This window comes from Alteromonas sp. 5E99-2, assembly GCF_017368475.1.
Classification (GTDB): domain Bacteria; phylum Pseudomonadota; class Gammaproteobacteria; order Enterobacterales; family Alteromonadaceae; genus Alteromonas_F.
The window spans coordinates 88,965-115,029 of the sequence record NZ_JAFNJE010000001.1 but is presented as its reverse complement, the minus strand read 5'-3'; the positions used below and the strand labels follow the sequence as shown (position 1 = coordinate 115,029).

Genomic DNA, 26,065 nt, shown 5'->3' with positions numbered 1-26,065 from the left:
GTATTCTAGTACACATGTTAGTATTTAGATTAATGGTACCACCAATTCTCAGGAGACTCATCTTAGTGTCTACAAATGAAGGATATACCCGTCAAGTTACAACACTGGCTAGGTTACTTATTCAGCAAAAATGGACGGTTACTGCAGCGGAAAGTTGTACTGGGGGCGGTGTGGCAAATGCCTTCACTTCTCTTGCGGGAAGCTCTACTTGGTTTGAACAGAGCTGGGTAACTTATAGTAATAAAGCAAAAGCGACCTTACTTGATGTACCTGAAAGTGTGTTAAATGAACATGGAGCGGTATCGGCGCAAACAGTAGAGGCCATGGCAAATGGCGCGGCTAAAAACGCTAGCGCTGACGTTGCAATTGCTGTCAGTGGGATCGCCGGACCCGGTGGAGGTACGGAAACCAAGCCTGTTGGTCTTGTATGGTTCGGTTTTTATATAAAAGGCCAGGTTTATAGCGATAAGATGCTGTTTAAAGGCGATAGAGAAGCCGTTCGATGCCAAGCAATCCAATATGGGCTAGAGAAACTCAACCAAGGTCTGGTTGCTGCGCTACAATAACTTCGTCATGCTTTGGGCATGAAGATTTTCAACATTAACCTTCAATTTACTGTTTACAACTGTATGGCTATACAGTACATTTACTGTATTGAATTTTTCAGCATTTAAATAAAACGAGACTATCCGTGGACGATAATAAATCAAAAGCTCTTTCTGCAGCGCTTGGTCAAATTGAAAAGCAATTTGGTAAAGGCACAATCATGCGTCTTGGTGATAACCAAGCGATGGATATTGAATCTATTTCAACGGGGTCGTTGAGTATTGATATCGCTTTAGGTATAGGCGGTTTACCTTGTGGACGAATCGTAGAAATTTATGGTCCAGAATCGTCAGGTAAAACAACGTTAACCTTGCAAGTTATTGCTGAAGCTCAAAAGAAAGGTAAAACCTGTGCGTTCGTTGATGCGGAGCATGCCCTTGACCCAATATATGCTGGAAAATTGGGTGTAAATATAGATGAATTACTTGTTTCTCAGCCTGATACAGGTGAGCAAGCGTTAGAAATTTGCGACATGCTAGTGCGGTCAGGTGCGGTTGATGTAGTGATTGTGGATTCCGTTGCTGCGTTAACACCAAAAGCTGAAATTGAAGGCGACATGGGCGATAGCCATGTTGGTTTGCAAGCGCGATTAATGTCTCAAGCGTTACGAAAATTGACAGCTAACATTAAAAAGACCAATACCCTGTGTATATTCATCAACCAAATTCGAATGAAAATTGGTGTGATGTTTGGTTCGCCAGAAACTACTACGGGTGGTAATGCTCTGAAATTTTACTCCTCAGTTAGACTGGATATTCGCCGTATTGGTGCGATTAAAGATGGCGATGAAATCGTAGGTAACGAAACGCGAGTTAAAGTTGTTAAAAACAAAGTTGCGCCACCGTTTAAACAAGCTGAATTCCAAATTTTATATGGTGAAGGGATCAGTAAAGAAGCTGAACTCATCGATTTAGGTGTAAGTCAGAAATTTGTAGAGAAAGCCGGTGCTTGGTATAGCTATAACGGCGACAGAATTGGCCAAGGAAAAGCAAACGTTGTACGTTTTATGCGCCAGAATCCTGAAATAGCCAATGAACTAGAAGGGCGTATTCGCGACGCGCTTTTATTGTCTAAAACCATTTCTGAAGATGTGGAAGAAGACAAAGAATAACCTTTTCGCAATAGGAACTTCCCCGTTCCACTTTGTAGCCCGCTTGCCCTGCGGGCTTTTTTATTTGTATGTGTTATATTCATCCCTCGCTATTTTTTATACTCACTGACAATGCATTTAATTTCCGCTAACCAACTTACTTGTATAAAACGAGACAGAGTTCTATTTGAAAATCTAAATTTAGATGTTACTCAAGGTGAAATTGTACATGTGGTCGGTGAAAATGGAGCCGGTAAAACCAGCTTATTACGCATTCTTGTTGGTTTAGCGTTACCGTCTAACGGTGAGATATACGTACAAGGAAATCCCCTTACTGAAAATCCTGAGATGCTCCATAAAATACTGGTGTTCATTGGCCATAAGTCGTCCATAAATGGCCAGTTAACAGCAGTTGAAAATACCCTCTTTTGGTTAAAACAGCAGGGTATTGAAGGGAATAGTGATGAAATTGAGCGGGTATTATCGCAATTAGGCCTAGCCGGAGTGGATGATATCCCTGTTAATGCGCTTTCAGCTGGGCAGCAGCGCAGAGTCGCTCTAAGCCGTTTATGGTTAAAGCCTAATGCTAAATTATGGGTGTTAGATGAGCCATTCACGGCGTTAGATAAAAGTGGTATTGATGTCATAAATCAGCGAATTCATTCTTTCGTTGAGCAGGGCGGGACTGTAGTTTTGACCTCACATCAGCCTTTGAGGCTACATGAAAAAATACGGAAATTCGCAATGGAGTACCGGTTTTGAATTTGGTTAATCGTGTTTATCAAGGGGTGATTGTAAGGGAGTTTATTCTAGCTATTCGACAGCGAGGGGAAGTACTTCAGCCTCTTCTATTTATACTTATGGTCGTTACCCTTTTTCCTATTGCCATTAGTCCATCTCCAGAACTTTTGAGTCGTATTGGCCCCGGTGTTATCTGGATTGCCGCTATATTGAGTACATTGCTCAGCTTAGAGCGTATATTTCGCGATGATTTTATTGATGGCTCTCTAGATCAAATGCTCCTATGTGGGATCCCACTCTCACTAATTACGTTCGGTAAAGTGTTTTGTCATTGGCTAATTACTTTTGTGCCTCTATTGATTATGACGCCCATATTCGCATTGTTATTTAATGTTGGAGGTCATAGTATGCTGGTATTGTTGTTAACGTTACTCCTAGGTACTCCGGTTTTATCTATGTTGGGCGCTATTGGCGTTGCGTTAACGTTAAAAGCAAAAAATGCCGTACTAATATTGTCATTGCTACTCGTACCTGTGTTTATTCCATTATTAATTTTTGCTACTGCGGCTATTGAAAATGCATCAGCCCAATTACCTTATTTACAACAACTTGCTATCATGGGTTCAATTCTATTATTTACCTCTGCAATTGCGCCATTTGCAATTGCCTACGCTTTAAAGGTAAGTCAAGACTAATGTGGAAATGGTTACATTCATACGCGAAAACTGAACGTGTGTTTACTTTATGCAATGGCCTATGGCCGTTCTTTTTATGGCCGTCGTTTGTACTCATTCTAATTGGTTGCATTTGGGGGCTGGGTTTCGCGCCAAAAGATTACCAGCAAGGTGATGCGTTTCGAATTATCTATATCCACGTGCCTGCGGCGCTACTCTCTATGGGGATATACACCACTATGGCAGTGGCCGCCTTAGTGGGATTGGTGTGGCAATGGCGAACGGCATTTATGAGTGTGATCGCGTTGGCTCCCGTGGGGGCTGTTATGACCTTTATAGCATTGATCACCGGCGCCATTTGGGGCAAACCTATGTGGGGAAAATGGTGGGTATGGGATGCGCGATTAACCACTGAACTCATTATGCTATTTTTGTATTTTGGCGTCATGGCGCTATACGCTGCTTTTGAGGATAAACAGCTTGCCGGAAAAGCCAGCGCCGTAATGGCATTAGTAGGTGTAGTCAATGTTCCTATAATCCATTTTTCCGTAGAGTGGTGGAATACCTTGCATCAAGGTGCCACCATTAGTAAATTTGAATCGCCTTCAATTGCACCTGAGATGTTATGGCCCTTACTTGTGTGTTTACTTGGATTTAGTCTTTTTGCTGCAGGTATTGTGTGCTTAAGATTAAAAAACGAAATAGTACGAAGAGAAATTCATCGACCTTGGGTTAAGCACGTTTTGTTTGAAGGTAAAAACTAGTATGCAATTTGACTCATTGAGTGATTTTTTGTCTATGGGAGGCTACGGGCTGTATGTATGGTGCTCTTTTGGTATTTTCATATTCGCGATGGTTTTTTTAGTCATTCATACATTTTTCATATCAAAACAATTAAAACAATTGCTAATTAAAAACGAGAAAAGGCAGCAGCGAATTAAAGACAGTCAGCAGCACAAACAGAGCGAAAATGGCAGCACTTCATTATGACTCCTAGAAGAAAACAACGATTAATCATGACAATTGCTGCAATTACCCTAGTGGCTGGCGCAGTCGGTTTAATGCTGTATGCGTTAAGTGAAAACATAGATCTTTTTTATACTCCATCTGAAATAGTGAATGGGAAAAATGGACAAATTCCACAAGTGGGTCAACGTTTGCGCATTGGTGGCATGGTGGTACCTGATTCAGTAAATCGAGATCCAAATTCTCTAGCGGTTTCCTTTACTTTGGTGGATACAGGGCCACAGGTTTTGGTTCGCTTTGACGGTATTCTTCCTGATTTGTTTAGAGAAGGGCAAGGCATTATAGCCACAGGTATACTCACTGACGCTAAAACTGTGGTCGCTGATGAAGTGTTAGCTAAGCACGATGAAAACTATTTACCGCCAGAATTGGCTGAGTCATTAAAAGGTATAAAACACGTTAAACCTGACGTTGTAAATGAGATAAATGGGCGTTAATTCATGATTGCAGAAATAGGCAATATCTCTTTAACGTTTGCTCTATTGGTCTCCATTTTACTGGCCATCTATCCAATGTGGGGTGCAAAAACCAACAACGCGCAATTAATGATGATGGCCAAGCCATTGGCGGTTGGGTTATTCACATTTACCCTGATTTCTTATTGTTGTTTGACTTACTCTTTTATTACCGATGACTTTAGTCTGGCGTATGTTGCACAAAATTCTAATTCAAGTCTTCCATTACCTTATAAAATTACCGGGGTGTGGGGGGGGCATGAAGGTTCTTTTTTGCTCTGGGTTTTAATGCTGTCTTCATGGATGCTTGCTGTTACTATTTTTAGCAGAGGTATTCCTTTAGCTATGGTGTCTATGGTGTTAGCCGTATTGGGTACTATAGCAATTGGTTTTTATTTGTTCATGCTACTGACGTCGAACCCCTTTGAAAGCTTGTTGCCGTTTTTTCCTGTTGATGGTCGAGACTTGAACCCTTTGTTACAAGACTTTGGCATGATCATTCACCCTCCTATGTTATATATGGGGTATGTAGGTTTTTCGGTCGCGTTTGCGTTTGCAGTGTCAGCTTTGATTTCTGGGCAACTCGATAGCACTTGGGCTAGATGGTCGCGCCCATGGGTAATTGCGGCATGGTCCTTTTTAACATTAGGTATCGCTCTTGGTAGCTGGTGGGCTTATTACGAATTAGGTTGGGGCGGATGGTGGTTTTGGGATCCAGTTGAAAACGCATCATTTATGCCCTGGTTAGTGGGAACTGCACTAATGCATTCCTTAGCAGTAACTGAAAAACGAAAAGTGTTTAAAAGTTGGACTGTGTTACTGGCGATTTCAGCATTTTCTTTAAGTCTGTTAGGGACGTTTTTAGTGCGTTCTGGTGTCATTGTTTCGGTTCACTCTTTTGCTAGTGATCCAGCCAGAGGCTTATTTATTTTGGGGATACTCGTTGTCTTGAGTGGTTCGGCATTAGGGCTTTATGCTTTTAGAGCTGGCGCTTTAAAGAGTCATGGGCGTTACACATTGTTTTCTCGGGAAGTTCTACTAGTAGGAAATAACCTGTTTTTATGTGCTGCGACTTTAGTGGTACTTTTAGGGACGCTTTTACCCTTAGTGCACAAAGAAATGGGGCTTGGAAGCATTTCCGTTGGTGCTCCGTTTTATAATCAAATGTTTGTGTTGTTGATTGTGCCTTTTGTCTTTTTATTAGGACTTGGTCCACTGTCGAAATGGAAACAGCAGTCACCAAAAAAATTGCAAAATACACTGCTAACTGCGTTTGGCTTATCTTTGAGTGCAGGGGTTCTAATTAATCTTACTTATGACCAACCTACCTATATGGCAGGTCTTGGTCTAGTTTTGTGTTGCTGGATTTTTATTACCACTGTGCAGGAGGTTCTTCAACGCCTTGATGCAATGGATAAAGGCTCTACGTTAGAAAGATTAATGAGACTTACATCTAGTCATTGGGGAATGGTACTGGGTCATGTGGGTTTTGCGGTCTCGGTTATCGGCATTACATTAGTCAGTAATTATGATTTAGAGCGTAATGTTAGAATGTACCCAGGAGAAACAGTTGAATTATCGCATTATTCATTTACCTTTAATAAAGTATCGGCGTCAAAAGGCCCTAACTATTCAGCGGATGTTGGTGAGTTTTTAGTAAAAAGCGAAGGAACGTCGGTTACAACCTTAACTCCTGAGAAGCGGTTTTACCCCGTTCAAGGAATGCCAATGACTGAGGCGGGCATTGATTCTAGTCTTATTCGAGATGTTTTTATTGCCCTAGGAGAACCCTTGGACGATGGTTCATGGGCTGTAAGAATTTATATTAAGCCTTTTGTTATTTGGATTTGGTTGGGGGCTGCGATAATGGCGTTAGGTGGCTTTTGCTCTATTGTTGATAAAAGATATCGTCTCGCCAAGAAATTAAAAAATACTGGCACTAGACGTACACTTAAAGGATCAGAGAAGGCAAAGACAATATGAAGAAGATAGGTTTATTTGCTATACCCTTATTTTTATTTGTTGGCGGAGTGGCTTTTTTATTAAAAGGACTGTATTCCGACCCAAAAGAACTTAATTCAAGCGTGGTTGGTAATCCAATCCCTGATTTTAAGTTACCTGATTTATATGACTCAACGGTTATACATACGCCTGATATATTTGACGGAAAAGTAACCTTACTAAATGTGTGGGGAGTATGGTGTATAACTTGCGCTGTGGAATTGCCTTTTTTAACGGATTTAGTTGATTTAGAAGGCGTGCGTATTATTGGTTTGTATTACGATCAGGAGCTCGACCCAGAATTTGGTACTAGAAGCATTGAGAGCGTGCAAAAAGAAGCCTATGAAATGCTTAATCGTTTTGGTGACCCTTATAAATTTCACATTCTAGATATAAAACGAGACCTGTCTCTAGACTTAGGTGTTACTGGTGCCCCAGAGCATTTTTTAATTGATAAAAAAGGCGTGGTGCGTTGGCATCATATTGGGGATGTGAATGAGAATGTGTGGGTCTCTAAATTGAAACCTGCAATTACAGTATTAGAAGCGGAATAAAGAGAATAGTCTGTTGAAACGACTAGGTTGTATCCTATTATTTATCCTATTTTATGCTTCTTTGGCACAAGCCGCAGTAGACAGCTATAGCTTTGACGATCCTCAGCTGAATAAGCGCTTTATTCATTTAACTGAAAATCTGCGGTGTCCTAAATGCCTAAACCAGAATATTGCCGATAGTAATGCAATGATAGCTAGCGATATGCGCCGTAAAGTGCATCAGTTATTATCCGAGGGGATGTCTGAGGATGAAATCGTTTTATTTATGAAGGCGAGGTATGGCGACTTTGTATATTATCAACCTCCGCTTAACGCTGTGACTGCATTGCTTTGGTTGATTCCTCTAAGTTTTGTTTTTTTTGGTTTTTGTGGTTTTCTTTATGTGAAAAAAAGTAAATCTAACGAAAGTTCTAGAAAATCAGTTGAAAAAAATAAAGCACTGGCAATAGAAAAAGCCAATTCGCTCTTAGGGTTGGAAAAAGAACAATGAACATGTTCTTAGGTTTCATTTTAGTACTGACATGTGTGCTTATTTTCTCTGTGTCTTTGCCTTTTTTATTTAAGAATAAAAGAGATGAACAATATGAAGTGACTAACACTGCTTTAGTTAAAAGACGCTTATCAGAGATGGAGCGTGAATTTAACGAAGGGCTTATTAGCAAAAGCGATTTAATTAGTGCTACAGATGAGGTAAAGCTGGCATTAATTGAGGAACAAAGCAATGTATCGTTACGGAAAAATACAGCGTTTCCTATTTTGTTCGTCGGGCTTTTTGTTGCTCTTGGAATATCGAGTGCTGTGTATTTCAAAGTACATCATCTTACCGAAATTAAAATGATGACAGAAGCTAATGAAAACACGGTAATATTGAGCCAAAAGCTACTCTCACCAGAAAAGTCAGGCGGTCTTACTCCTGATGATATTCAAACCCTTGCTCTTGCGATTCGATTAAAATTAAAAGATGAGCCTAAAGATGCCCAAGGTTGGATGTTTTTGGGAAAACTACATTTATCCTTAGGTCGAGCGGATGAAGCGATTGCCGCTTTTGAACGTTCATTAGATATTCAGCCAAATAACAATGCTATTCGAGTTAGCTATGTTCAAGCATTAATGATGACATCTTCTGAGCAGAACGTAAGACTGGCGCAAAAACAATTGAGATACTTATTAAGTCTGAATCATGATGATAACAGTCTTAATCTGATGATGGCTGTGGCTTCTGCGGACTTAGGCCAAACTCAGGTTGCTTTGCCATTTTATTTGAAAGTGAGAAATAAATTAGATTCGAAAAGCCCTATTAAGGCAAGTTTAGATACTCAACTCGGTATACATAACAGTGAAGCTAATTTACCTAAGGTGCCGAAAAGTTTAACGCTATCGGTTCATTTATCACAAAATATGAAAAATAAAGTGCCTTTAGACGGTCATATGATAGTGTTCGTGAGGCCAGATAATTTAACGTCTGGATTGCCAATTGCAGTAAAGCGACTAAGAATTGGCGATTTTCCGGTTAAAGTAACACTTACCGATGATAACGCAATGATACCTGAGAAAGTGCTGTCTGATTTCTCCAGTGTGAATGTAACGGTTAGGCTTTCTGCTACTCAAGATGTAACTACAAAAAGTGGTGACATACAAGGGACGTTAGTAATAACAAACAGAATATCAGATAGCACACATACTATTTTGATTGATAAGGTAATAGAGTGAATAAAAATTTAACTATATCATTGGTCTTCATCACCGCACTTGTAATAGGCGGGTGTACAACTCGTCATTCAGAGCAGCAGGGTGATAGTACAGCTGACACTAATGTAGAACAAAACCAAAGCGACCCTAGAGATCCAATTGAGCCCATTAATAGGGTAGTTTGGGATTTTAATTGGAATATCCTAGATCGTTATTTAATACGTCCCGCAACTATTGCCTATACCACAGTAATGCCTAAATTTGCGCGAACAGGGCTGCTAAATGCAGCTAGAAACCTTGAAGAACCCGGTAATGTCGTTAACAACGCGCTTCAAGGCAAAGGCGGAGACAGTCTAGATAGCTTGGCTAGGTTTACAATTAACAGTACATTGGGGTTGGCAGGGCTGATTGATATAGCCGACAAAATGGGCTTAAGCCGCCAAGATGAAGATTTCGATGAAGTGCTAGGAGTATGGGGCGTGCCAAACGGACCCTTTGTCATGACTCCAGCACTTGGGCCTAATGACGTGCGCGGTATCGCCGGAGACACGGTCGATAATTTTTATTATCCACTTACCATTTTAGATGGCAGTACGGCGATAATACGAACTGTGGTTGTTGCATTAGAAACCAGAGCGACTCTTATTCTTCAAGAAGATCAGTTGCTTCAGTCACCAGATGATTATGCCTTTGTGAAAAATGCGTATTTTCAAAACAAGGCTTTTCAAGTCTCTGATGGCAAGTTAGAAGACCCTGATTTGGATGAGGAGCAGCTTGATGACTTCGATGAATTTGAAGCTTTCTTAGAAGAAGGGCAGCAATAAAAAAGGAGCGTTAAGCTCCTTTTTTATTTACTAAGCTTATTTTTTGTAGCCACTAGGGTTGGCCGATTGCCATTTCCAAGTACTGGTACACATATCTTGTAAACTGAGTTTAGCTTGCCAATTTAGTTCTTTTTCTGCAAGGGACGAATCTGCATAGCAGGAAGCCACATCACCACTGCGTCGTGGTGATATAGTGTAAGAGACTTTTTGATTGCTTCCCGATTCAAAGGCGTTAATCATTTCAAGTACACTGTAACCTTGCCCTGTTCCAAGGTTGTATATATCTAACCCTTGTTTTTCCTTAAGCCTCTCAATTGCTTTTAAGTGCCCATTGGCTAAGTCAACAACATGGATATAGTCTCTTACCCCAGTACCGTCTATTGTGTCGTAATCGTCGCCAAAAACACTTAACTGCTTTAGCTTGCCCGATGCAACTTGTGAAATATAAGGCATGAGGTTGTTGGGTAAACCATTTGGATCTTCGCCTATTTCTCCGGATTCGTGAGCACCAACTGGGTTAAAATATCTTAAAACAACAATATTCCAGTCGTTATCAGATTTAAAGGTATCGGTCAGAACGTGTTCTACCATGAGCTTAGACATACCGTAAGGATTTGTAGGGGTACCTGTGGGTAAATCCTCTCTTAGTGGAAGAGTTACAGGATCGCCATATACGGTTGCTGAAGAGCTAAAAACTAAATTTTTAACTCCTGCATTTTTCATAGCTGTGCAAAGTGTAAGTGTACCGTAGACATTATTTAGATAGTAATCTAATGGTTTTTGTACGGATTCGCCGACAGCTTTCAAACCTGCAAAATGAATAACAGCGTCGATTTTTGTATCACTAAAGATAGCCTCTAATAATTTTTCGTCTCTGATATCACCTTCAATAAAAGACACTTTCTTTTTGGTGAGCTTTTCAACTCGATTCAGGGATTCTGGATGTGAATTACTTAAGTTATCGAGTACGACTACGTTAAAACTTTGCTCAAGTAGTTGTAGTACGGTATGACTTCCTATATAGCCTGCGCCACCGGTAACCAATATTGTTTTCACACAATTTCCTTTTATAAGTATTTTGCTGCAATCGAATATTGCATAGGTTTAATGAAAAAAGGGTACAGTAAGATGATAAGAGCTACCCATAGTAATGAAGTCCAATCTGTACTCACTCGAAGCACTAGTAAAAATGCAGGTACTAAAACCATTAATTTAAGTAGATTCAAAAATGTTTTCTCTGGGACTGTGAGCTTTTTACTCGCTTTAGTTATACACTCAATGCGAGCTTGTAAACTCAACCCTTTCAACTTCGGGATATTTCTTGTCGTAAAGTAAATTGCCATAATGATTATAATAGTAACTATTAAACGTTATTGTAGACGAACGAGATGATACTCGCTATACGAACTATTCGCAGCTGGGAGTGTTTAGCCATTAAAATGATACTTTTCACTAATTGATATTGTTTGTTTTTACGTCGAATTTGTAAAACCTGTGTAAATTACAAGAGGTTGCTGCCACTAAATGAAAAATAAAAAGGTATCAGCTATACATTAATTAATTAATTTTGATACGATACGGACGATATAGTTATAAATTCATATTTTAATTAAATTTATTAAACAATTTCGATATAGTCGTTTAATGAATCAAGTGCTTTTTAACGAAGCGCATAATAATAAAGTTATATGATTAATGTATCTAATTATAAAAAAAGTGGACTTTAGAGAAAAGTCTTACATGGACATCGTATAAATGTTTAGTTACCTAGAACTTGCTCCATTAATGATCGCCTTTGGTGTGGCATTTGTAATGCTTCTTGTTATGACTCCCATTGCTCATCAATGGGGGTTGGTTGATCAGCCATGCTGTCGTAAGCAGCACACTGGCCTTGTACCTCTGACTGGCGGTTTTGCCATGTTTGTCGCAATATTAGTAAGTAGCTTTCTAACTGATGTATGGCTGAAGAATGATCCTCTATTCTTTACTGCAGCGGCATTTATTGTGTTACTTGGGATGCTTGATGACAGGTTTAATTTAAGCGCCAAAGGGCGTTTAATATGCCAGTTTGGTGTAGCGGCCATAATGGCTTGGGCCGCACAAAATTATATTACATCATTGGGTAATATAACTGGGTTTGGCGACGCTAATTTAGGCGCATTTGGTTATATTTTTACATTAGTTTGTGTTGTTGGCGTGATTAATGCTTTTAATATGATTGATGGTATTGATGGCTTAGCAGGTGGAATGAGCTTAATTGTTTTAATATCCCTGTCATTTCTTTTGTTAATCGTAGGGCAAGGTGCGTCTATTATGGCCCCTATGATAGTGATTGCTGCATTAATTCCCTTTCTGGCGTTTAATTTGAATATTAAAGGGTTTAAAGGAAATAAAATATTCATGGGTGACTCTGGGAGCATGTTTATTGGACTTACAATAGTCTGGTTACTTGTGGAATTCACTCAAGGTCAAGAAGCCCAAATCCGCCCGATTACTGCTGTATGGTTGATAGGTTTACCTTTAATGGATATGGCAGCAATAATGTATCGTCGAGCTCGTAAAGGACAATCAGTGTTACAGCCTGATAGACAGCATTTACACAATATCTTTATGCGTGCTGGCTGCAGTTCTAACCAGGCTTTGATAGGTATCTTAGTTATTGGGGCAATATTCGCGCTTATCGGTATTGTTGGAGAGATATTTGCGGTAAGTGAAGCTTATATGTTTTGGGGGTTTATTGGCTTATTATTTATTTATAGCGTTATTATCCAAAATGTATGGAAAGTACTGCGTTTTTTTAAGAGTAAAATCTTAACGTAGATAGGTAATATCATGTTGTTAAATGTTAAAGTCTCAAAAGCGTTTTTAATTCTCATACTAAGCTGCTTGTTTTCAGCGTGTAATTCTACTCATTATTATTCTGCTGAAGTAAGTACTTCATCTGAAGTTAAAAAAACAGTTCAATTAGAGAAGGCGAAAGACTCAAATCAAATACACCTTGATGGTGTTACCTATAAATTGACTGGCACATATTTCTCTGCATTTGGGGAGCGTTGTGGTTCAGGGCATAGTATTGCCTCTACAGATACTATTACTCCAGTGACATTATGCGCGAACCTTCAAACCGGTGTTTGGAGAGTTATTCCTTCGGTGTTGACAAAATTCGGAACTTAGAATGAAAAGTTTTCACGTTTTTAAGCAAACGTTCTTCCACATAAAAAAAAGCTTCCTACCATTAAGTATACTACTTTTTATTTCAATCAATTGCTTGGCTCAGGAACAAACTCGGGCTGAACTGGCGAGTCAAGTACCAGGGCAGCTAACGCCATCGCAAAACTTAAATCTAGATCAATATATACAAAGCCCAACGGGCCAGCTTTCACCGTTGCAGCCAGGTAGCTTACCAGCACAAGATGAAAATGCGGTTTACCCTTTCGGCTTTAATTTATTTAACAGTGGGATTGAGTCAAGCCGCGAATCAGGCATAAACCCTAATTACCTAGTTACAACGGGCGATAAAATATCTGTTCAAATGTGGGGTGCGGTTAATTTTGCTCAAGTGCTCACAGTTGATACCCAAGGGAATATTTTTATTCCTAATGTAGGCCCAGTTGAGGTTGGTGACATTCCTGCCGCCTCATTGAATCAAATAGTGACAAACCAAGTTAGGCGTGTTTATACAAAAAATGTAAACATTTACATTAATTTATTGACGGCGACACCAGTAGGCCTTTTCGTTACAGGTGCAGTTTCGAAGCCAGGACAATATGCTGGGTTATCGTCGGATTCTGTGCTGCACTATTTAAAAAGAGCTGGTGGAATTGACCCACTAAGAGGAAGCTACAGAAAAATTCAAGTATTGCGAAACGATACTCTCGTTAAATCGTATGATTTATATGAATTTTTGAAATTAGGCAAACTCAGCCCTTTTTCATTCCAAGATAATGATGTGTTGTTGGTTGCTGAACAAGGTTCTGTTGTGAATGTAGAGGGGACAGCGAAAAACCCATTTAGTTTTGAATTATCAGCGGATGAGTCTAGTGGAATTCAACTTATGAACTATGCCTTACCTTTTGTTGAAGCGAGTCATGTTGCCGTTTCCGGGATTAGGGATGGAAACCCTGTATCGGTGTATTTATCTATTTCAGAGTTTGAGTCGTTCAAAATTGAAGATGGTGATAGTGTTTTATTTAATAACGACATCAGGCCTCAAGTTCTTAGTGTAAGCGTTTCTGGCAGCTATTTAGGACCGTCGTTTTACGCGGTAACGCCAGATGCTCGATTACAAGACGTGTTGTCTTTGATAGAGGTAAACCCAGAGCATGCCGCCATTGATTCCATTTATATAAAACGAAAAAGTGTTGCTGAACAGCAAGCTGAGTTGCTAAGTGATTCCCTCTATCGCCTAGAAAGAAGTGTATTGACCGCCCCAGCTTCTTCCGAAGGAGAGGCTGCGATCAGAATTCAAGAGGCTCAATTAATTACACAATTTATAGAAAGAGCTAAAGAAGTCGAACCTCTAGGAAAAGTCGTTGTGACAAATAACGGTGTGGCAGCAAATATTCGTCTAGAAGATGGTGATGAAATTGTTATTCCCGAGAAAACTGACTTAATCCAAATTTCAGGTGAAGTGCTGATCCCTCAAGCGATTGTGTATAGGGAAGACGCAGTTTTATCTGATTACATATCTGCAGTAGGTGGGTTTACAGAACGAGCAAATAAAAGTCGAGTGGCTATTATTCACGCAAACGGTTTGGTAGCATTTTCTGAAACATCGAATGGTTCTTATTGGCTAGGTCAAGGTTCAAGCCTAGAGTTACAGCCAGGTGATCAAGTTCTCGTATTACCTAAAGTCGATAATAAAATCTTGCAGGCGGTGAAAGACATTACACAGATTATCTTCCAAATCGCAGTTGCAGCTAATGTTGCTACTGATTAAATCCATGATAGTTTGTATTAAGTAATGAAATGAGTGCCATTACTAAAAGAAGTCCAGTTAAAATATGGCTTGATGTGATTTTTGCACTTTTCGTTCGTGAAATTCGAATAGGATTTAACGACCGACTAGGTTTAAGTTGGGCAATTGTTCAGCCTGTTTTGTTTATTCTTGTGTTGTCGACATTACGAGGCAAGCTGGACGGTGGTTCTACTCACGGTATTCCAACCTTTTTATTCATGTCTTATGGCTTGGTACTGATGCAGCTTTTTTTGCAAACTTTTTCTGCTGCATCAAATTCTATAAAAAGGGCAAAGCCATTATTTGCATTCAGGCAAGTTCAGCCTATTAGTGCAGTCGTTGCTAGCGGTATTTTCGAATTGTTCGTTAAGTTAGTTGTCGCTTTTTGCTTATACATGTTTATTTATTTTATCGATATGGATTTCGAAATGAAAGATCCTCTTTTCGCAATCACTATCTTTATTGAAATCTGGTTTCTTTCATTAAGTTTAGGCTTGATATTTGGTGTGGCAAATTTGTTTGTTCCTGAAATAAAAAAACTAGAGACGATGCTTACAAGACCTCTGTTTTTTATATCAGGAGTCTTTTTTTCATTGCAAGATATTCCTAAAGAATACTGGTATTTATTGGATTGGAACCCTATTCTGCACGGTATTGAGTTAATCCGTTTCGCATCATACGATTCATATGGAAAAGTGGGCGTGAGCAGTTATTATCTGTTTATCTGTGTTTTAGTGTCTGTATTTTTTTCCTTGCTTATTTATCAGCGCTTTTGGAAGCAGGCAGTTAGTCAGTGATTAAGCTTGAGAAAATAACAAAATATTACCGCTCATCAAAAGGTAAGCAGTACGTATTTAAAGACTTATCATTTGATATTCCTAGTGGATTTAATATTGCTTTATTGGGCTCTAACGGAGCAGGTAAATCAACGTTATTTCGACTATTAGCGGGCAGCGAATACCCTAACCGAGGAAAAATACGTACCGATTTGAGCTTATCCTGGCCTGTTGCTTTATCAACGGGTATTCATGCTCAAATGACAGGATTGGAGAATAGCCGCTTTATTGGAAGAATTAATGGCGTTCATAATCTTGATGAGTATGTGGACAAAGTTGCCGAATTTTCTGATTTAGGTGTTAAGTTTGATTTACCAGTAAGAACCTATTCTAGTGGTATGCGTTCAAGGTTGGCATTTGCATGTTCATTGGGGATCGATTTTGATACCTATTTAATTGACGAAGTTACCGCAGTGGGCGATAAGGCTTTTAAGGAAAAAGCAAAGCAACAGCTCTTAGCCAAATCTAAAACAGCAAATGTGATAATGGTAAGCCATCAATTGAATGAGTTACGCGCATTTTGTGATAGCGCTATTGTGTTACACAGAGGAAAACTTCAGTTCTTTCGCTCCATTGAAGATGGGATCAGTTACTATGAAAATTTATAATTTAATACAATGTACTTACAATCAAACTGCGTAAGTAAGGAATGTCATTAGAAATGAAAGAATTATTGTACCATTGGCTGAAAAAGCCCTTCGTTATTTTTGTTGTTGTGCCTTTCCTTATTTATTCGATTTACCAAGTGTTATTCGCAACTGAGCGGTATGAGAGCCAAACTCAGTTGTTGGTTCAACAGCCCAGTAGTGGAGGGAGTTTAGATCCTGCTGTGTTACTCATTTCTGGTTTTTCTGGTGGTGTGACGCAAAACGATACTGAGCTGGTAAGAGCATTCATTCATTCTAACGATATGCTGCAATACATAAAATCCACAGTAGATTTTGATAGCCATTACAGCGATTCTAGCATCGATCTATTCAGCCGTTTACCGTCTTCTGCAACTTATGAAGAGACATTAGATTTTTACATAGACCACGTTGATATAGATATTGATGAAAAGTCATCAGTTATTGCTGTAAAGGTTCAGGGGTTCACACCTGAATTTGCACAACAAATGACTCAGGTTATTCGAGATAGAGCAGAGTGGTTTATCAATAAAATAGGGTATGATTTAGCTGAGGCGAAACTTGATTTTATTAAAAAAGAGCATAGCGCTATTGAAAGTAAGCTAGAGCAAGCGAAAGTCGAGCTATTGTCATTTCAGCGACAATATAATTTGATTGATCCTTTAGCCGAAAGTGCCGCGTTACAACAAATTACCAGTGGCTTAGATGGTCAAATAGCATTGAAGGAGGCCGAGTTAGCTACATTACTGACTAGCATGAGCGAATATGCCGCACCTGTAGTGCAAGTTAAGCAAACTTTGGTTGGCTTAAATCAGCAACTGGAAAATGAAAGACAAAGAATGATTGTGGGAACCGCGACTGAAAGTGATTTGGCAACTTCGCCTAATGGGGTCAATGAAATACTGTCTAAATTTAGTGGTTATAAAGTTAATGTAGAACTTGCTTTACAAGCTTATACCGCGTCATTAGTCTCTATGGAACAATCTCGTATTGAAGCTTATAGACAGCTAAAGTACCTTGTAATGGTAGAGTCTCCCACACTGCCTGAAGAAACAAAATACCCTAGAGTCACCTATAATTTACTGCTGTTTTTAGTACTAAATTGTATGCTATTTGGAATTGTGAGAATAATTGTAGAGACTGTGAGGGAATTAAAGTAGCGCGAGTTAGCGCTACTTTTGTTCTAGAACTTGAAAAGTTTGAGTCACCTTTTGGGGCGTACCTGAATCCATGCCATCTACGAAATAAATATGATTCACTTTTAATGTAACAGTTCGCTTAGGTTCTTTTACTAGAACAGTTAAGGGAAATGTTGCAGTGAATGAAGACAATGAACTTTTAGTTTCTCCGTTAATGGTTACGGGTTTCGTTGTTCCCTTTAATTCAGGCTTGCCGTCACAGGTTAAGCTCGTGACTTCTGCATGTTTATTTTGACGCTTCAGCTCGGTTTCTACATCGTTAATTAAAAACTCAGGGAAATTATTCCCTCGGCCTAGCATTGGAATAACGTTTACGATTGCGTCAGCACATTCAAAGCCATGGTGTTCAATTGCTGTATCTGCCGATACATGAAAGCTAAAGGGTAAAACTAATAGTGCCGTTAAGGCGCGTTTAATATTCATATTTTTCTACTCTTGTGGAACAGTGTCATTAGTAAGGGCATCAATACGTGCCTTTTGTAATTCGTCAGTAAGGGCCTCAGCCTCTTCAGGTGAATTAATAATATAAGGGATTACCATTATCATAAGCTCGGTACGAACTTGCTCATTGCCGTCTGAGCGAAACAACTGACCAATAAGCGGCAATTTTCCTAAAACAGGCACACCTGTGCTATTTTTACTGGTAGTGGATGAAAGTAAACCACCTAATAATACAGAACCACCATCTCGTAACGTTACCGTTGTTTCAATTCGCCTATTTAATATAATGGGCGCATCTTCAATACCTGATGCGGTATCGGCAGCTTCACTTAGCTCTTGCGATATTTCTATATCCACATAGCCAGATGCATGAACTGTAGGAGTGATGTCTAAAATAACACCGGTGTTTCTATAAGAAATACTATTTACTTGTAATGCATCGGCGTCTGTTACACTCGAGCTATTTGACGTGACAATGGGTATTTCATTTCCGACATCAATCGATGCACTGCCACCACTTTTTACCATTATTCTTGGTCTAGATCGTATATTAGCTCGGTTATTTTGATAAAACGCATTTAGCGTTGCAAAGGTAGAACCTGCGTTATTTAAAGCAAAGTTAAACCCCGATGTACCAAGTTCAAGCCCTGAACCTGTGCCAAAGGTGATTTCTGAATTGCCGACAGTGGTATTTCTTAACCAGTCTATACCAAAGTTTTCCCCGTCTGTTAGGGTGACTTCGGCCAAGACAACTTCAACCAAAACTGATGGTGCGGGTTTGTCTAATCGCTTAATAACGTCTAGCGATTGCAACCAATCTTTACCACTGCCACTGAATAAAATAGTATTTAATTGTTCATCTACTGCGAATTTACCTTTTGTACTTCCATTTGAGTTCCTATTTTGCGGATTACTTGATGAACGAGTATTTGTACGAGGTGCGGCCGCACGGTCTGATATAGGTGTTGACGTATCTTGTGACGTAAAATTAGCGACGCCTAAGCTATTGAGAACTTCTACTATGTGAGTTGCTTGGGTACTTTGCACTTGATAACTGAATAGGCCACTTTCAACAGAGTTATGTTTCTCTGTTTCGAAGGTTTTAGCCCATTGGATAATATGGTCAAGAATATTTTTCGATTGCGCAAAAGCAATCAACTGCCCTGAACTTTCGAGTGGAAGTAACCGAATTGCTGAGCTTGTTTTTGTTTGACTAACTGAATAGCCTTCAGTTGTAAGTATTTTTTCTAAATTATTGGTTAAATCCGTTACTGTAATTAACGTAGGCTGCAAAATGGCGCTATGCATATTTTCCATCGACGGCCTATCGATAAGCTGAACTGCGGCTATCGCTTGGCTAATAATGTTTTTAGGCCCTATTAGAATGAGTGTATTCAACTCATTATCGACCTGAAGTTCAATAGATTTTCTTGGAAGCATTTGAACTAAAAGTGATTTTGCAGCTATCGCTCTCACTGCTTTTAGTGGGTAGAGTTGAATGATTGAACGACTGGTAGAAGGTACATCAGGTAAAGCGCGTCCACTGACAAGCAATGGAATACTGTCGTTCCCAGTAGAGCCTGTATACGAAAAGTGTAATACGTTATCTTTTAACGATGTGCTTACGCCATAAGAGCGCAAGCTTTCGGTGGCAAGGCGATACGCATCGCGCTGGCTTAAAGGTTCAGCTATTCTAAGGGTAACTAAGTCTTTTGCCGATTTTAATCCTGGTTCAAGTACGAAATTCAAACCCAATTGGTTACCATACATTTCATTTATAAAGGCACTGACGGTTAAGTCATTAAATGCAACGCGGCTTACTTTTTTATCAGACAATATGGGTACGATAGTATTGGCGGCATACACTTCGCTTTGTTCTACCGTGGGTTTTGGAGTTGCTTTTATTGTTAAACCAGAACTATCAGAAGACTCTGAAGTACTGTTTTTTAAGGTTTGTTCGCCATCGGATAATGGAGTAGGTTTTCTCAATACGCTGTTGAACAATTCATTATCTTTTTTTGCCGCTTCGAAAGCGGGGCCTTTACTGGTTGCGCAGCTTGTTAACCCCATTAACAAGGTTAGTGTAAGTGCAGACGGTAATAGCACATTACCCATTGAGGTGTGTTTTTTCATAAGTTTACTTGTCCAACTGTAAAGCGCAGCTTCACTTTTGATCCCATTAGTTATTCGTATAAATATTGTGTTTGGGTTTCATCGGAAACCGAATTTTGCCACACAATATGATCAGTATTAATCGTTTTTAGCGTCCAGTTGTCTAGCCAACTTCCACCTATTTCAATGGCTACAGGAGACAATTCTTTACTGTCCGGTGTCAATAGCATTGCCGTTTTAGGGGGATCGCTTACTATTGCAACTAATTTTGCGTCTGCCAAAGAAATTATTTTTTCCGTTTTTTGTTGTGATTTTTCATTCTCTTTCTCTTTCTCAGTCTGGTAAATTGGCATTTTTGATAAAACGCTCACCCAATCAAAATACTGATTTTGAGTACCGTCAGGAAAAATAATTGTATTTTCTGCTGCATTACCTTGGCCTCGCCCTAATAAAGATGAAACAAAAGAAGTGCTAATAACAATAAGAAAAATGACTACACAACCTGCAATAAGGCGCTTATTCATCTTTAGACTCCATATATAATACGTCTATGACTATACTCAACGAGCCTGTAGATTTCGGTGAATATTGCACAGAAGATATGCGCCAATCTTGCTTTTTATAATCAATTTTATTTAAAAAAGAGATAACCTCTTGGTTTTTAATCTTTCCGCTAACATCTATTCTTACATTCCAGAACGTCTGGTTACCCATATTGATAGCTTCGCTACCAATTAAGTTCAGTCTAATACGCTGTATTGATTTCCTTAATGCTCGTTCAACACTTTCTAAAGCCCTTGCTTCTGCGTTGCTTAACGAGGATGCTGTACTGTAGTGTTTTAATTGTTTACTTAGGCTGTCATTGATTTTATCAATATTCTTCTCATCAATATTGGTTTCTTCTAAATTAGACAACCTGTTTAGATACGAGTGTTGTTGTTGCACTTCTGCTTTTTTTTCCGCAAGAGGCGACAATAATGTGTCGGAAAGTGATAACAATAAAATACTAAACACAGCTAGTATCAACCATTGTAAACGCACATTGGCTTGGAGTTCTTTAAATGACGACGACGAGGTTATTTTTGATAAGGTACTCATTTTAATGTGACCTCCAACACCCATGTGTTTTCATTGTTGTGAGGACGTACATTGACGTTTTCTACTTCATCACTAGATTCCAATGACGACACTAAATCGGGTAAATTCATATCGTCAGACTGAAACTCTAACTCGAAAACGGCGTTTTGCCAGCGAATGTTATTAGGTGAAAAAGAACCATTTTTTAGCAGGCTACTTGCCACAATGCCATAGGCTTCGGGAAAGGAACCATACTCTTTGCGCCATGCTGGTAAGGCCGTCAATGCTTGTATAGTCGCTCTAACTTGGCTTTCTTGATTTAGCTTTGAATTTAATGCTGAAGAGGCGTTATTGATTTTGTTCTCTAAACTGCTTCGTTGAACGCCATAAGACACACTGCTAATTAATACCCAAGTTAAAACCATTGAAAATAAAAATGCGACAACACAGGCCCAAGAAAAAGGTGAAGCGATGACCTTGTCTATTTTTCTACGCGTTGCCCAATGTAGGTTTGAAATATCAATATGCGCTGTTGAAGAGCTGTCGTGTTCCATTGGCGTTACAATGCAGGATGTCATAACGCCATCTTGCCACTGTTGTTTATATAAAAATTGCTCGCCTTTAAGCAAATGCGTGCCATCTTTTAATGTGTTTTGTAACGCAGTTTCGGGAATGCCGTTTATTTCAGTTTTACTAAACCAAATATGTACGCCATGGGTACTAATAAAAAAATAAGAATGAGAAGATTTAAACGGATTAAGCAATTTAGCCTGCAATGCAGCCCAATGGTTAACCTCAGAGCGTTTTAACTCTGCTGGAAAGCCTTTATATTGAAAAAACGTATAGGTGCTTGAATCTGCTTTATGATCATTTGGCCAAAATGCAGCGTCAATAAAAAGTAAAATACGCGTGAAAAATGCCGAAATTGGGGTTCGACTTAGGGTACTCAAGTTAAAATCGCTTCTTATTCTAAAACTGTATAGTGTAATATACCCGATTACAGGCTTTAGGTTAAAGTCTTCTTTTTATTGTTGATTTAAAGAAATGAAATTTGAGTAAATTTTGAATAACACCAAGCTTATAAATCTAGAACACGACGAAATGGTGATTGTAAACCACCTTATTGCCTCTGGCGCAATTGAAGCAAATAACCTAGAGCTGGTACAGCAAACGGCAAAAGAGTTGCAATGCTCGTTAACATCAGCGGTTACTAGGCTCGGTTTATGTGGCGAAGACACCTTGTATCATGGCATTTCTTCGGTCATGAAATGGCCTCTGATACAAAATGTGACCGAATGCCCATTATCAGCAGATGTTATGTCTACAGTGTCTGAATTCGAGTTGAATATAGATTGGTGTATTGAACATGCCATTTTCCCGTTAAAAAAATCAACAGAAATAGCTTTATTCTGTGGTTGGCCTGTTGAGGAATCTCTCGTATCTCTTATTCAAACATTGCTCCCTCCAGAACAAAAAATACAACAGCTTTTATTAACTCCAGCCATGATGGCGTCAGTTTCAGATGATTTGTCCAGAGAAAGGGCGGTTTCGGAACTTTTTGGTCAAAAAAATACTGACTTAGCCGCGTTAGCAGAAGAAGCGCCAGTGGTAAATTTAGTCAACAGTATTATAGAAAGGGCTATTTTAGCTGAGTCGTCTGATATTCATATAGAAGCGGGTGCGAAAAGTATGAAAGTGCGTTTTCGCGTCGATGGTAAAATGCTGGAATTCATGCAGCAACCTATGACTCGCTTCCCAGCTATTGCATCTCGTTTGAAATTGCTATCGCAACTGGATATTGCTGAACGGCGCCTTCCACAAGATGGCCGTTTTAGCACCAGAGCCAATAACCGTGACTTTGACGTGCGACTCTCAACTGCCCCTGATGTACATGGTGAATCTATTGTTATGCGTTTGCTGCCAAAACAGCGAGACGAATTAAGTTTGCAATCGCTAGGGTTTGAAGATGACCATTTAAATACCATTCGCAATTGGGGGCAATTGAGCAACGGTATTGTATTAGTGACGGGTCCTACGGGGTCGGGTAAATCAACCACCTTATACGGCTTGCTTGCCGACCTTAAAACTGGAAACGAAAAAATTCTGACAGTGGAAGACCCAGTCGAATATCAACTTGACGGTATTACTCAGGTACAAGCAAGGCCAGACATAGGCTATACCTTTGCCAAGGCTTTGCGCACCTTTCTTCGCCAAGACCCCGATATTATTATGGTTGGGGAAATACGAGATAAAGAAACCGCTGATATAGCGGTGCAATCGTCTCTTACGGGCCATTTAGTATTATCTACCTTACACACTAACGATGCATGTTCTGTTTTCCCGCGCTTATCGGATATCGGTGTCGAGCCCTATTTAGTGGCTGCTACTATTCAAGGTGTTCAAGCACAGCGTTTGGTGCGAAAACTCTGTTCTAGTTGCAGTGAGCCAACGGAAGCTCCTGGGTTTATTACTGCAATGGAAAATGGAAATTGGAGAAAACCCGTGGGCTGTAGTGAGTGCCACGGCCGTGGGTATAAAGGACGGATAGGTGTTTATGAACTGATAACTATGACGGCAGAACTACGAGAATTAATTTCATCAAAAGCACCAGTGGCAGACATTCGACAAGTTGCTCGAGACGGGGGAGCACGCTCGTTACTGGATGACGGATTACTGAAAGCATCAAGAGGCATAACCAGTGTTGAGGAAGTGCTTCGGGTATGTAACATCGAAAATGACGAATCATGAAATTTCATTACAGTGGCGTAGATAAAGCCTCTAACCAAAGGGTAGAAGGCGATATAGAAGCGTTGACCGAACAAGAAGCGGTGCGTTTGCTTGGTGAACAAAAAATAGATGTTTTTAGTTTAACTACTTTAGACAACAGCAAGAAAAAAGGGCGTAGAGTTAAAAAAGACGATCTTGTTTTGCCGTTACAAGAGTTATCTACATTATCCAGTTCTGGTGTGGTGTTAATTGATGCAATAAGAGCACTTGCACAAAATAAAGAACATATTGAGCTGTCTAAAGGATTTTCTAATATTGCTTTACATATTGAAGGGGGGGGGAGCTTCTTTGATGCGATTTCGAAGTCATCCTTACCTTTTCCAGATTACGTAGCTCAACTTGTTAAGGCCGGCGAATTAGGGGGGAACTTAGCCGAAGCTTTATTGAGTGCCTCAGAGCAAATGAGTTACGATCAAGCGGTAAAAAATGATGTAAAAAGTGCACTTACCTACCCAATGGTACTTATTGGTTCGGGTATTGCGGCAATGTTAATTATTTTCTTCGCGGTGGTACCTAAATTTAGTCACTTGTTAAATGATGATAAACCCTTACCCCTTTTGGCTTATTGGGTGTTGAGTGCAGGAAAAATGGCAAATGACTCGCCATGGTTGATATTCGGTACTATTGGCGGAGTTATTCTTGTTTTAGTTGCGGTGTTTTCCAATAAAACGGTAAAAAGAATCAGTATGGATATGTTAATTCAAGCGCCGGTCATTGGCCCTTGGCTAGAAGAACAAGATGCTGCAAAGTGGTCATCGCTCAGCGCCGCAATGTTGTCAACGAAAGTTAGTTTGATTAATGCCTTAACATTGGCTGCGTCTTCGTGCGATTATACTAAAAGACGACAACGGGCAATGAACATGATCTCTGATATTGAATCTGGGGTGACGTTTTCAGATGCTCTTGCGCGGGCCAGGTTAGTGCCCTCTACGTCGCTAAACTTAGTTGCTGTTGGAGATAAAACGGGGCAACTAGCTAAAATGTTAACGGCTGTAGCCCGGTTGCACGATCAATCCTGTAAGCGAAGAATGAAACAAGTATTAACTTTAATGGAACCATTAGCGATTTTAATTGTGGGTGTGTTAATTGGAGTGATGATTTTAGGTATTGTGTTGGCAATTACCGCTTCCACTGATATTGCAATATAAAAGAAAGAGAAAGTTATGAAAAAAAACGTTGAACGCGGCTTCACCATGATTGAATTATTAGTTGTGTTGGTTATTTTAGGACTACTGGCTGGGTTAGTTGGGCCACAGTTTTTTGGTAAAGTCGATAGCTCAAAAGTGCGTACCGCTGAAACTCAAGTAAAAATGTTGAAGCTGGCACTGCAAACCTATCGTCTTGATGTAGGCACCTACCCCGAAAAGTTAGATGACTTACAAGTGGCGCCATCAAACGCTGAAAATTACTGGGCAGGTCCTTATCTCGATGAGAATATTCCTTTAGACCCTTGGAATTTTCCTTATCAATATCGCAAAGAGGGCAGTGCACAGCAGGGGTTTTATCTATACAGTTTTGGGGCAGACTCAGCAGAAGGTGGTGAAGAACTTAACACTGATATAGGTTATGTGCCCAATAGTTAATAAGCATAAAGGCTTCACCATGATTGAGCTATTGGTGGTGCTAGTCTTGCTGGGATTAATTACAGGGGCAGTTGTGCCATCACTGGAAAGCACTTTGTCGTCAAGACGTTTTGCAATACAACGAAAAGAGTTAGCTGAACAGCTTGCGTTACTGCCTTTAAAAGCGCAACTGACAAATCAAAAAGTTGTTGTTGATAGTGCTAGCGCACTGTCGGTAGACGCAGAATTACAAATAACACGCCCCATTGTTGTTTTAGCCAACGGTTTTTGTTTAGGTGGGCAACTATCTATTGTGCAAGGGGCACAGCAATATGAGTATCAGGTTAATGCGCCACTATGTAGTGTATCGCCCCTTTTACCAAACTAATCGCGGTTTCTCTTTGATTGAAGCCATAGTGGCCTTGGTGATTTTGTCGATTGTGTTTACCACGGTTTGGGGCTGGTTTGGTACTGCTGTGGTGTCTACGGAACGTATTCGCTCTACAGTTGGTTTACCTGCTGCGGTCAACGAATTTATTAGCCGAATTGAACTCGAAGATTTATCTCAAGTGCAAAATGGTGAAATGGCCATCGATGACTACGTGATTGAATGGCAATCAAATACTATACGCCGAAGCGATGATGCCAGTTACCGGCGGCAACCTGCTTGGATCATTGGGCTGTTTCATATTAACGCCAATATCTTCTTAGATGGTGTGTTAATTACATCCATCGAAACCCAATCTGTGCGCTATTGGCCCGACCCTAACTACATAGACATTAATGCGTTTAAACCGGTTTTCTGAAT

The 26,065-nt window shown here is 39.8% G+C and carries 30 protein-coding genes; 23 read left to right on the top strand and 7 right to left on the bottom strand.

The window, feature by feature from the left end; genetic code table 11:
• The first annotated feature begins 65 nt into the window (after positions 1-65).
• The 12 genes from J3L16_RS00550 to J3L16_RS00495 all read left to right on the top strand — a co-directional run bounded on the left by J3L16_RS00550 (position 66) and on the right by J3L16_RS00495 (position 9,660).
• Complete coding sequence (locus J3L16_RS00550; RefSeq protein ID WP_347564620.1) at positions 66-566, top strand: CinA family protein; 501 nt, start codon at positions 66-68, stop codon at positions 564-566.
• Between the two features lie 125 nt (positions 567-691).
• A complete protein-coding gene (gene recA, locus J3L16_RS00545; protein ID WP_207610919.1) occupies positions 692-1,717 on the top strand; it encodes a recombinase RecA in 1,026 nt (341 codons plus the stop codon).
• A gap of 111 nt (positions 1,718-1,828) precedes the next feature.
• A complete protein-coding gene (gene ccmA / locus J3L16_RS00540) occupies positions 1,829-2,458 on the top strand; it encodes a cytochrome c biogenesis heme-transporting ATPase CcmA (RefSeq protein ID WP_207610918.1) in 630 nt (209 codons plus the stop codon).
• Positions 2,455-3,132 (top strand): heme exporter protein CcmB, encoded by a 678-nt coding sequence (gene ccmB / locus J3L16_RS00535; RefSeq protein WP_242698579.1) that lies wholly within the window; start codon positions 2,455-2,457, stop codon positions 3,130-3,132. The genes ccmA and ccmB overlap by 4 nt, the downstream gene beginning before the upstream one ends.
• Complete coding sequence (locus tag J3L16_RS00530) at positions 3,132-3,875, top strand: heme ABC transporter permease (RefSeq protein ID WP_207610917.1); 744 nt, start codon at positions 3,132-3,134, stop codon at positions 3,873-3,875. The genes ccmB and J3L16_RS00530 overlap by 1 nt, the downstream gene beginning before the upstream one ends.
• A gap of 1 nt (position 3,876) precedes the next feature.
• Positions 3,877-4,101, top strand: a complete 225-nt coding sequence (ccmD, locus tag J3L16_RS00525) for a heme exporter protein CcmD (protein WP_207610916.1) — start codon at positions 3,877-3,879, stop codon at positions 4,099-4,101.
• Complete coding sequence (ccmE, locus tag J3L16_RS00520; RefSeq protein WP_207610915.1) at positions 4,098-4,574, top strand: cytochrome c maturation protein CcmE; 477 nt, start codon at positions 4,098-4,100, stop codon at positions 4,572-4,574. Before ccmD ends, ccmE begins: the two co-directional genes overlap by 4 nt.
• A gap of 3 nt (positions 4,575-4,577) precedes the next feature.
• Positions 4,578-6,575, top strand: a complete 1,998-nt coding sequence (locus J3L16_RS00515; RefSeq protein ID WP_207610914.1) for a heme lyase CcmF/NrfE family subunit — start codon at positions 4,578-4,580, stop codon at positions 6,573-6,575.
• Positions 6,572-7,147 carry a redoxin family protein gene (locus tag J3L16_RS00510; protein ID WP_207610913.1) on the top strand — a complete coding sequence of 192 codons (576 nt, stop codon included), beginning with the start codon at positions 6,572-6,574 and terminating at the stop codon, positions 7,145-7,147. Before J3L16_RS00515 ends, J3L16_RS00510 begins: the two co-directional genes overlap by 4 nt.
• A gap of 13 nt (positions 7,148-7,160) precedes the next feature.
• The gene (locus J3L16_RS00505) at positions 7,161-7,637 is read left to right on the top strand and encodes a cytochrome c-type biogenesis protein (RefSeq protein WP_207610912.1); all 477 of its coding nucleotides are present in this window, start codon (positions 7,161-7,163) and stop codon (positions 7,635-7,637) included.
• Positions 7,634-8,857, top strand: coding sequence for a c-type cytochrome biogenesis protein CcmI (gene ccmI, locus J3L16_RS00500; RefSeq protein ID WP_207610911.1), 1,224 nt, complete (start codon positions 7,634-7,636; stop codon positions 8,855-8,857). Before J3L16_RS00505 ends, ccmI begins: the two co-directional genes overlap by 4 nt.
• The gene (locus J3L16_RS00495) at positions 8,854-9,660 is read left to right on the top strand and encodes a VacJ family lipoprotein (RefSeq protein ID WP_207610910.1); all 807 of its coding nucleotides are present in this window, start codon (positions 8,854-8,856) and stop codon (positions 9,658-9,660) included. The genes ccmI and J3L16_RS00495 overlap by 4 nt, the downstream gene beginning before the upstream one ends.
• Positions 9,661-9,696: 36 nt before the next feature.
• On the opposite strand, the gene galE is transcribed toward J3L16_RS00495, so the two are convergent.
• On the bottom strand, positions 9,697-10,716 hold the full coding sequence (gene galE / locus J3L16_RS00490; protein WP_207610909.1) for a UDP-glucose 4-epimerase GalE: 1,020 nt from the start codon (positions 10,714-10,716) through the stop codon (positions 9,697-9,699).
• Between the two features lie 11 nt (positions 10,717-10,727).
• A complete protein-coding gene (locus J3L16_RS16130) occupies positions 10,728-11,003 on the bottom strand; it encodes a DUF6170 family protein (protein ID WP_242698578.1) in 276 nt (91 codons plus the stop codon).
• Between the two features lie 412 nt (positions 11,004-11,415).
• Here J3L16_RS16130 and wecA point away from each other — a divergent pair, with 412 nt between their 5' ends.
• From wecA to J3L16_RS00460, 6 genes are all read left to right on the top strand, one after another.
• A complete protein-coding gene (gene wecA / locus J3L16_RS00485) occupies positions 11,416-12,480 on the top strand; it encodes a UDP-N-acetylglucosamine--undecaprenyl-phosphate N-acetylglucosaminephosphotransferase (RefSeq protein ID WP_207610908.1) in 1,065 nt (354 codons plus the stop codon).
• 12 nt (positions 12,481-12,492) lie between these two features.
• On the top strand, positions 12,493-12,834 hold the full coding sequence (locus J3L16_RS00480; RefSeq protein ID WP_207610907.1) for a hypothetical protein: 342 nt from the start codon (positions 12,493-12,495) through the stop codon (positions 12,832-12,834).
• Between the two features lie 94 nt (positions 12,835-12,928).
• Positions 12,929-14,599, top strand: coding sequence for a polysaccharide biosynthesis/export family protein (locus J3L16_RS00475; RefSeq protein ID WP_242698577.1), 1,671 nt, complete (start codon positions 12,929-12,931; stop codon positions 14,597-14,599).
• Positions 14,600-14,628: 29 nt separating this feature from the next.
• Positions 14,629-15,414, top strand: coding sequence for an ABC transporter permease (locus tag J3L16_RS00470; RefSeq protein ID WP_207610906.1), 786 nt, complete (start codon positions 14,629-14,631; stop codon positions 15,412-15,414).
• The gene (locus tag J3L16_RS00465; RefSeq protein WP_207610905.1) at positions 15,411-16,061 is read left to right on the top strand and encodes an ABC transporter ATP-binding protein; all 651 of its coding nucleotides are present in this window, start codon (positions 15,411-15,413) and stop codon (positions 16,059-16,061) included. Before J3L16_RS00470 ends, J3L16_RS00465 begins: the two co-directional genes overlap by 4 nt.
• Positions 16,062-16,114: 53 nt before the next feature.
• Positions 16,115-17,239, top strand: coding sequence for a lipopolysaccharide biosynthesis protein (locus tag J3L16_RS00460; protein ID WP_207610904.1), 1,125 nt, complete (start codon positions 16,115-16,117; stop codon positions 17,237-17,239).
• 12 nt (positions 17,240-17,251) lie between these two features.
• On the opposite strand, the gene J3L16_RS00455 is transcribed toward J3L16_RS00460, so the two are convergent.
• From J3L16_RS00455 to J3L16_RS00435, 5 genes are read right to left on the bottom strand one after another with little or no spacing between them, the layout of a single operon-like run.
• Positions 17,252-17,701, bottom strand: a complete 450-nt coding sequence (locus J3L16_RS00455; RefSeq protein ID WP_207610903.1) for a hypothetical protein — start codon at positions 17,699-17,701, stop codon at positions 17,252-17,254.
• Positions 17,702-17,707: 6 nt separating this feature from the next.
• Positions 17,708-19,852 (bottom strand): secretin N-terminal domain-containing protein, encoded by a 2,145-nt coding sequence (locus tag J3L16_RS00450; protein WP_207610902.1) that lies wholly within the window; start codon positions 19,850-19,852, stop codon positions 17,708-17,710.
• A 50-nt stretch (positions 19,853-19,902) separates the two neighbouring features.
• Complete coding sequence (locus J3L16_RS00445; protein ID WP_207610901.1) at positions 19,903-20,355, bottom strand: hypothetical protein; 453 nt, start codon at positions 20,353-20,355, stop codon at positions 19,903-19,905.
• Positions 20,348-20,929 (bottom strand): hypothetical protein, encoded by a 582-nt coding sequence (locus J3L16_RS00440; protein WP_207610900.1) that lies wholly within the window; start codon positions 20,927-20,929, stop codon positions 20,348-20,350. The genes J3L16_RS00445 and J3L16_RS00440 overlap by 8 nt, the downstream gene beginning before the upstream one ends.
• Positions 20,926-21,858 carry a hypothetical protein gene (locus tag J3L16_RS00435; protein ID WP_207610899.1) on the bottom strand — a complete coding sequence of 311 codons (933 nt, stop codon included), beginning with the start codon at positions 21,856-21,858 and terminating at the stop codon, positions 20,926-20,928. Before J3L16_RS00435 ends, J3L16_RS00440 begins: the two co-directional genes overlap by 4 nt.
• A gap of 112 nt (positions 21,859-21,970) precedes the next feature.
• On the opposite strand from J3L16_RS00435, the gene J3L16_RS00430 reads away from it, so the two are divergent.
• Genes J3L16_RS00430 through J3L16_RS00410 form a run of 5 tightly spaced genes read left to right on the top strand, consistent with a single transcriptional unit; the run spans position 21,971 to position 26,063 of the window.
• A complete protein-coding gene (locus J3L16_RS00430) occupies positions 21,971-23,656 on the top strand; it encodes a GspE/PulE family protein (protein WP_242698576.1) in 1,686 nt (561 codons plus the stop codon).
• Positions 23,653-24,843, top strand: coding sequence for a type II secretion system F family protein (locus tag J3L16_RS00425; RefSeq protein WP_207610898.1), 1,191 nt, complete (start codon positions 23,653-23,655; stop codon positions 24,841-24,843). The genes J3L16_RS00430 and J3L16_RS00425 overlap by 4 nt, the downstream gene beginning before the upstream one ends.
• A 15-nt stretch (positions 24,844-24,858) precedes the next feature.
• Positions 24,859-25,278, top strand: a complete 420-nt coding sequence (gspG, locus tag J3L16_RS00420; protein WP_207610897.1) for a type II secretion system major pseudopilin GspG — start codon at positions 24,859-24,861, stop codon at positions 25,276-25,278.
• Positions 25,262-25,645 (top strand): prepilin-type N-terminal cleavage/methylation domain-containing protein, encoded by a 384-nt coding sequence (locus tag J3L16_RS00415; RefSeq protein ID WP_278252728.1) that lies wholly within the window; start codon positions 25,262-25,264, stop codon positions 25,643-25,645. Before gspG ends, J3L16_RS00415 begins: the two co-directional genes overlap by 17 nt.
• The gene (locus J3L16_RS00410) at positions 25,590-26,063 is read left to right on the top strand and encodes a prepilin-type N-terminal cleavage/methylation domain-containing protein (RefSeq protein ID WP_207610895.1); all 474 of its coding nucleotides are present in this window, start codon (positions 25,590-25,592) and stop codon (positions 26,061-26,063) included. Before J3L16_RS00415 ends, J3L16_RS00410 begins: the two co-directional genes overlap by 56 nt.
• The last annotated feature ends 2 nt before the right edge of the window (positions 26,064-26,065 follow it).

Excerpts from the sequence above, each read along its gene's own strand:
- J3L16_RS00510 (WP_207610913.1), top strand. The coding sequence starts at position 6,572 with ATGAAGAAGATAGGTTTATTTGCTATACCCTTATTTTTATTTGTTGGC.
- J3L16_RS00450 (WP_207610902.1), bottom strand. The coding sequence starts at position 19,852 with ATGAAAAAACACACCTCAATGGGTAATGTGCTATTACCGTCTGCACTT.
- J3L16_RS00425 (WP_207610898.1), top strand. The coding sequence starts at position 23,653 with ATGAAATTTCATTACAGTGGCGTAGATAAAGCCTCTAACCAAAGGGTA.
- J3L16_RS00480 (WP_207610907.1), top strand. The coding sequence starts at position 12,493 with ATGTTGTTAAATGTTAAAGTCTCAAAAGCGTTTTTAATTCTCATACTA.
- wecA (WP_207610908.1), top strand. The coding sequence starts at position 11,416 with ATGTTTAGTTACCTAGAACTTGCTCCATTAATGATCGCCTTTGGTGTG.
- J3L16_RS00460 (WP_207610904.1), top strand. The coding sequence starts at position 16,115 with ATGAAAGAATTATTGTACCATTGGCTGAAAAAGCCCTTCGTTATTTTT.
- J3L16_RS00470 (WP_207610906.1), top strand. The coding sequence starts at position 14,629 with ATGAGTGCCATTACTAAAAGAAGTCCAGTTAAAATATGGCTTGATGTG.
- ccmI (WP_207610911.1), top strand. The coding sequence starts at position 7,634 with ATGAACATGTTCTTAGGTTTCATTTTAGTACTGACATGTGTGCTTATT.
- J3L16_RS00455 (WP_207610903.1), bottom strand. The coding sequence starts at position 17,701 with ATGAATATTAAACGCGCCTTAACGGCACTATTAGTTTTACCCTTTAGC.
- ccmA (WP_207610918.1), top strand. The coding sequence starts at position 1,829 with ATGCATTTAATTTCCGCTAACCAACTTACTTGTATAAAACGAGACAGA.
- J3L16_RS00415 (WP_278252728.1), top strand. The coding sequence starts at position 25,262 with ATGTGCCCAATAGTTAATAAGCATAAAGGCTTCACCATGATTGAGCTA.
- ccmE (WP_207610915.1), top strand. The coding sequence starts at position 4,098 with ATGACTCCTAGAAGAAAACAACGATTAATCATGACAATTGCTGCAATT.
- J3L16_RS00530 (WP_207610917.1), top strand. The coding sequence starts at position 3,132 with ATGTGGAAATGGTTACATTCATACGCGAAAACTGAACGTGTGTTTACT.
- J3L16_RS00515 (WP_207610914.1), top strand. The coding sequence starts at position 4,578 with ATGATTGCAGAAATAGGCAATATCTCTTTAACGTTTGCTCTATTGGTC.
- gspG (WP_207610897.1), top strand. The coding sequence starts at position 24,859 with ATGAAAAAAAACGTTGAACGCGGCTTCACCATGATTGAATTATTAGTT.
- J3L16_RS00440 (WP_207610900.1), bottom strand. The coding sequence starts at position 20,929 with ATGAGTACCTTATCAAAAATAACCTCGTCGTCGTCATTTAAAGAACTC.
- J3L16_RS16130 (WP_242698578.1), bottom strand. The coding sequence starts at position 11,003 with ATGGCAATTTACTTTACGACAAGAAATATCCCGAAGTTGAAAGGGTTG.
- J3L16_RS00410 (WP_207610895.1), top strand. The coding sequence starts at position 25,590 with ATGAGTATCAGGTTAATGCGCCACTATGTAGTGTATCGCCCCTTTTAC.
- ccmD (WP_207610916.1), top strand. The coding sequence starts at position 3,877 with ATGCAATTTGACTCATTGAGTGATTTTTTGTCTATGGGAGGCTACGGG.
- J3L16_RS00445 (WP_207610901.1), bottom strand. The coding sequence starts at position 20,355 with ATGAATAAGCGCCTTATTGCAGGTTGTGTAGTCATTTTTCTTATTGTT.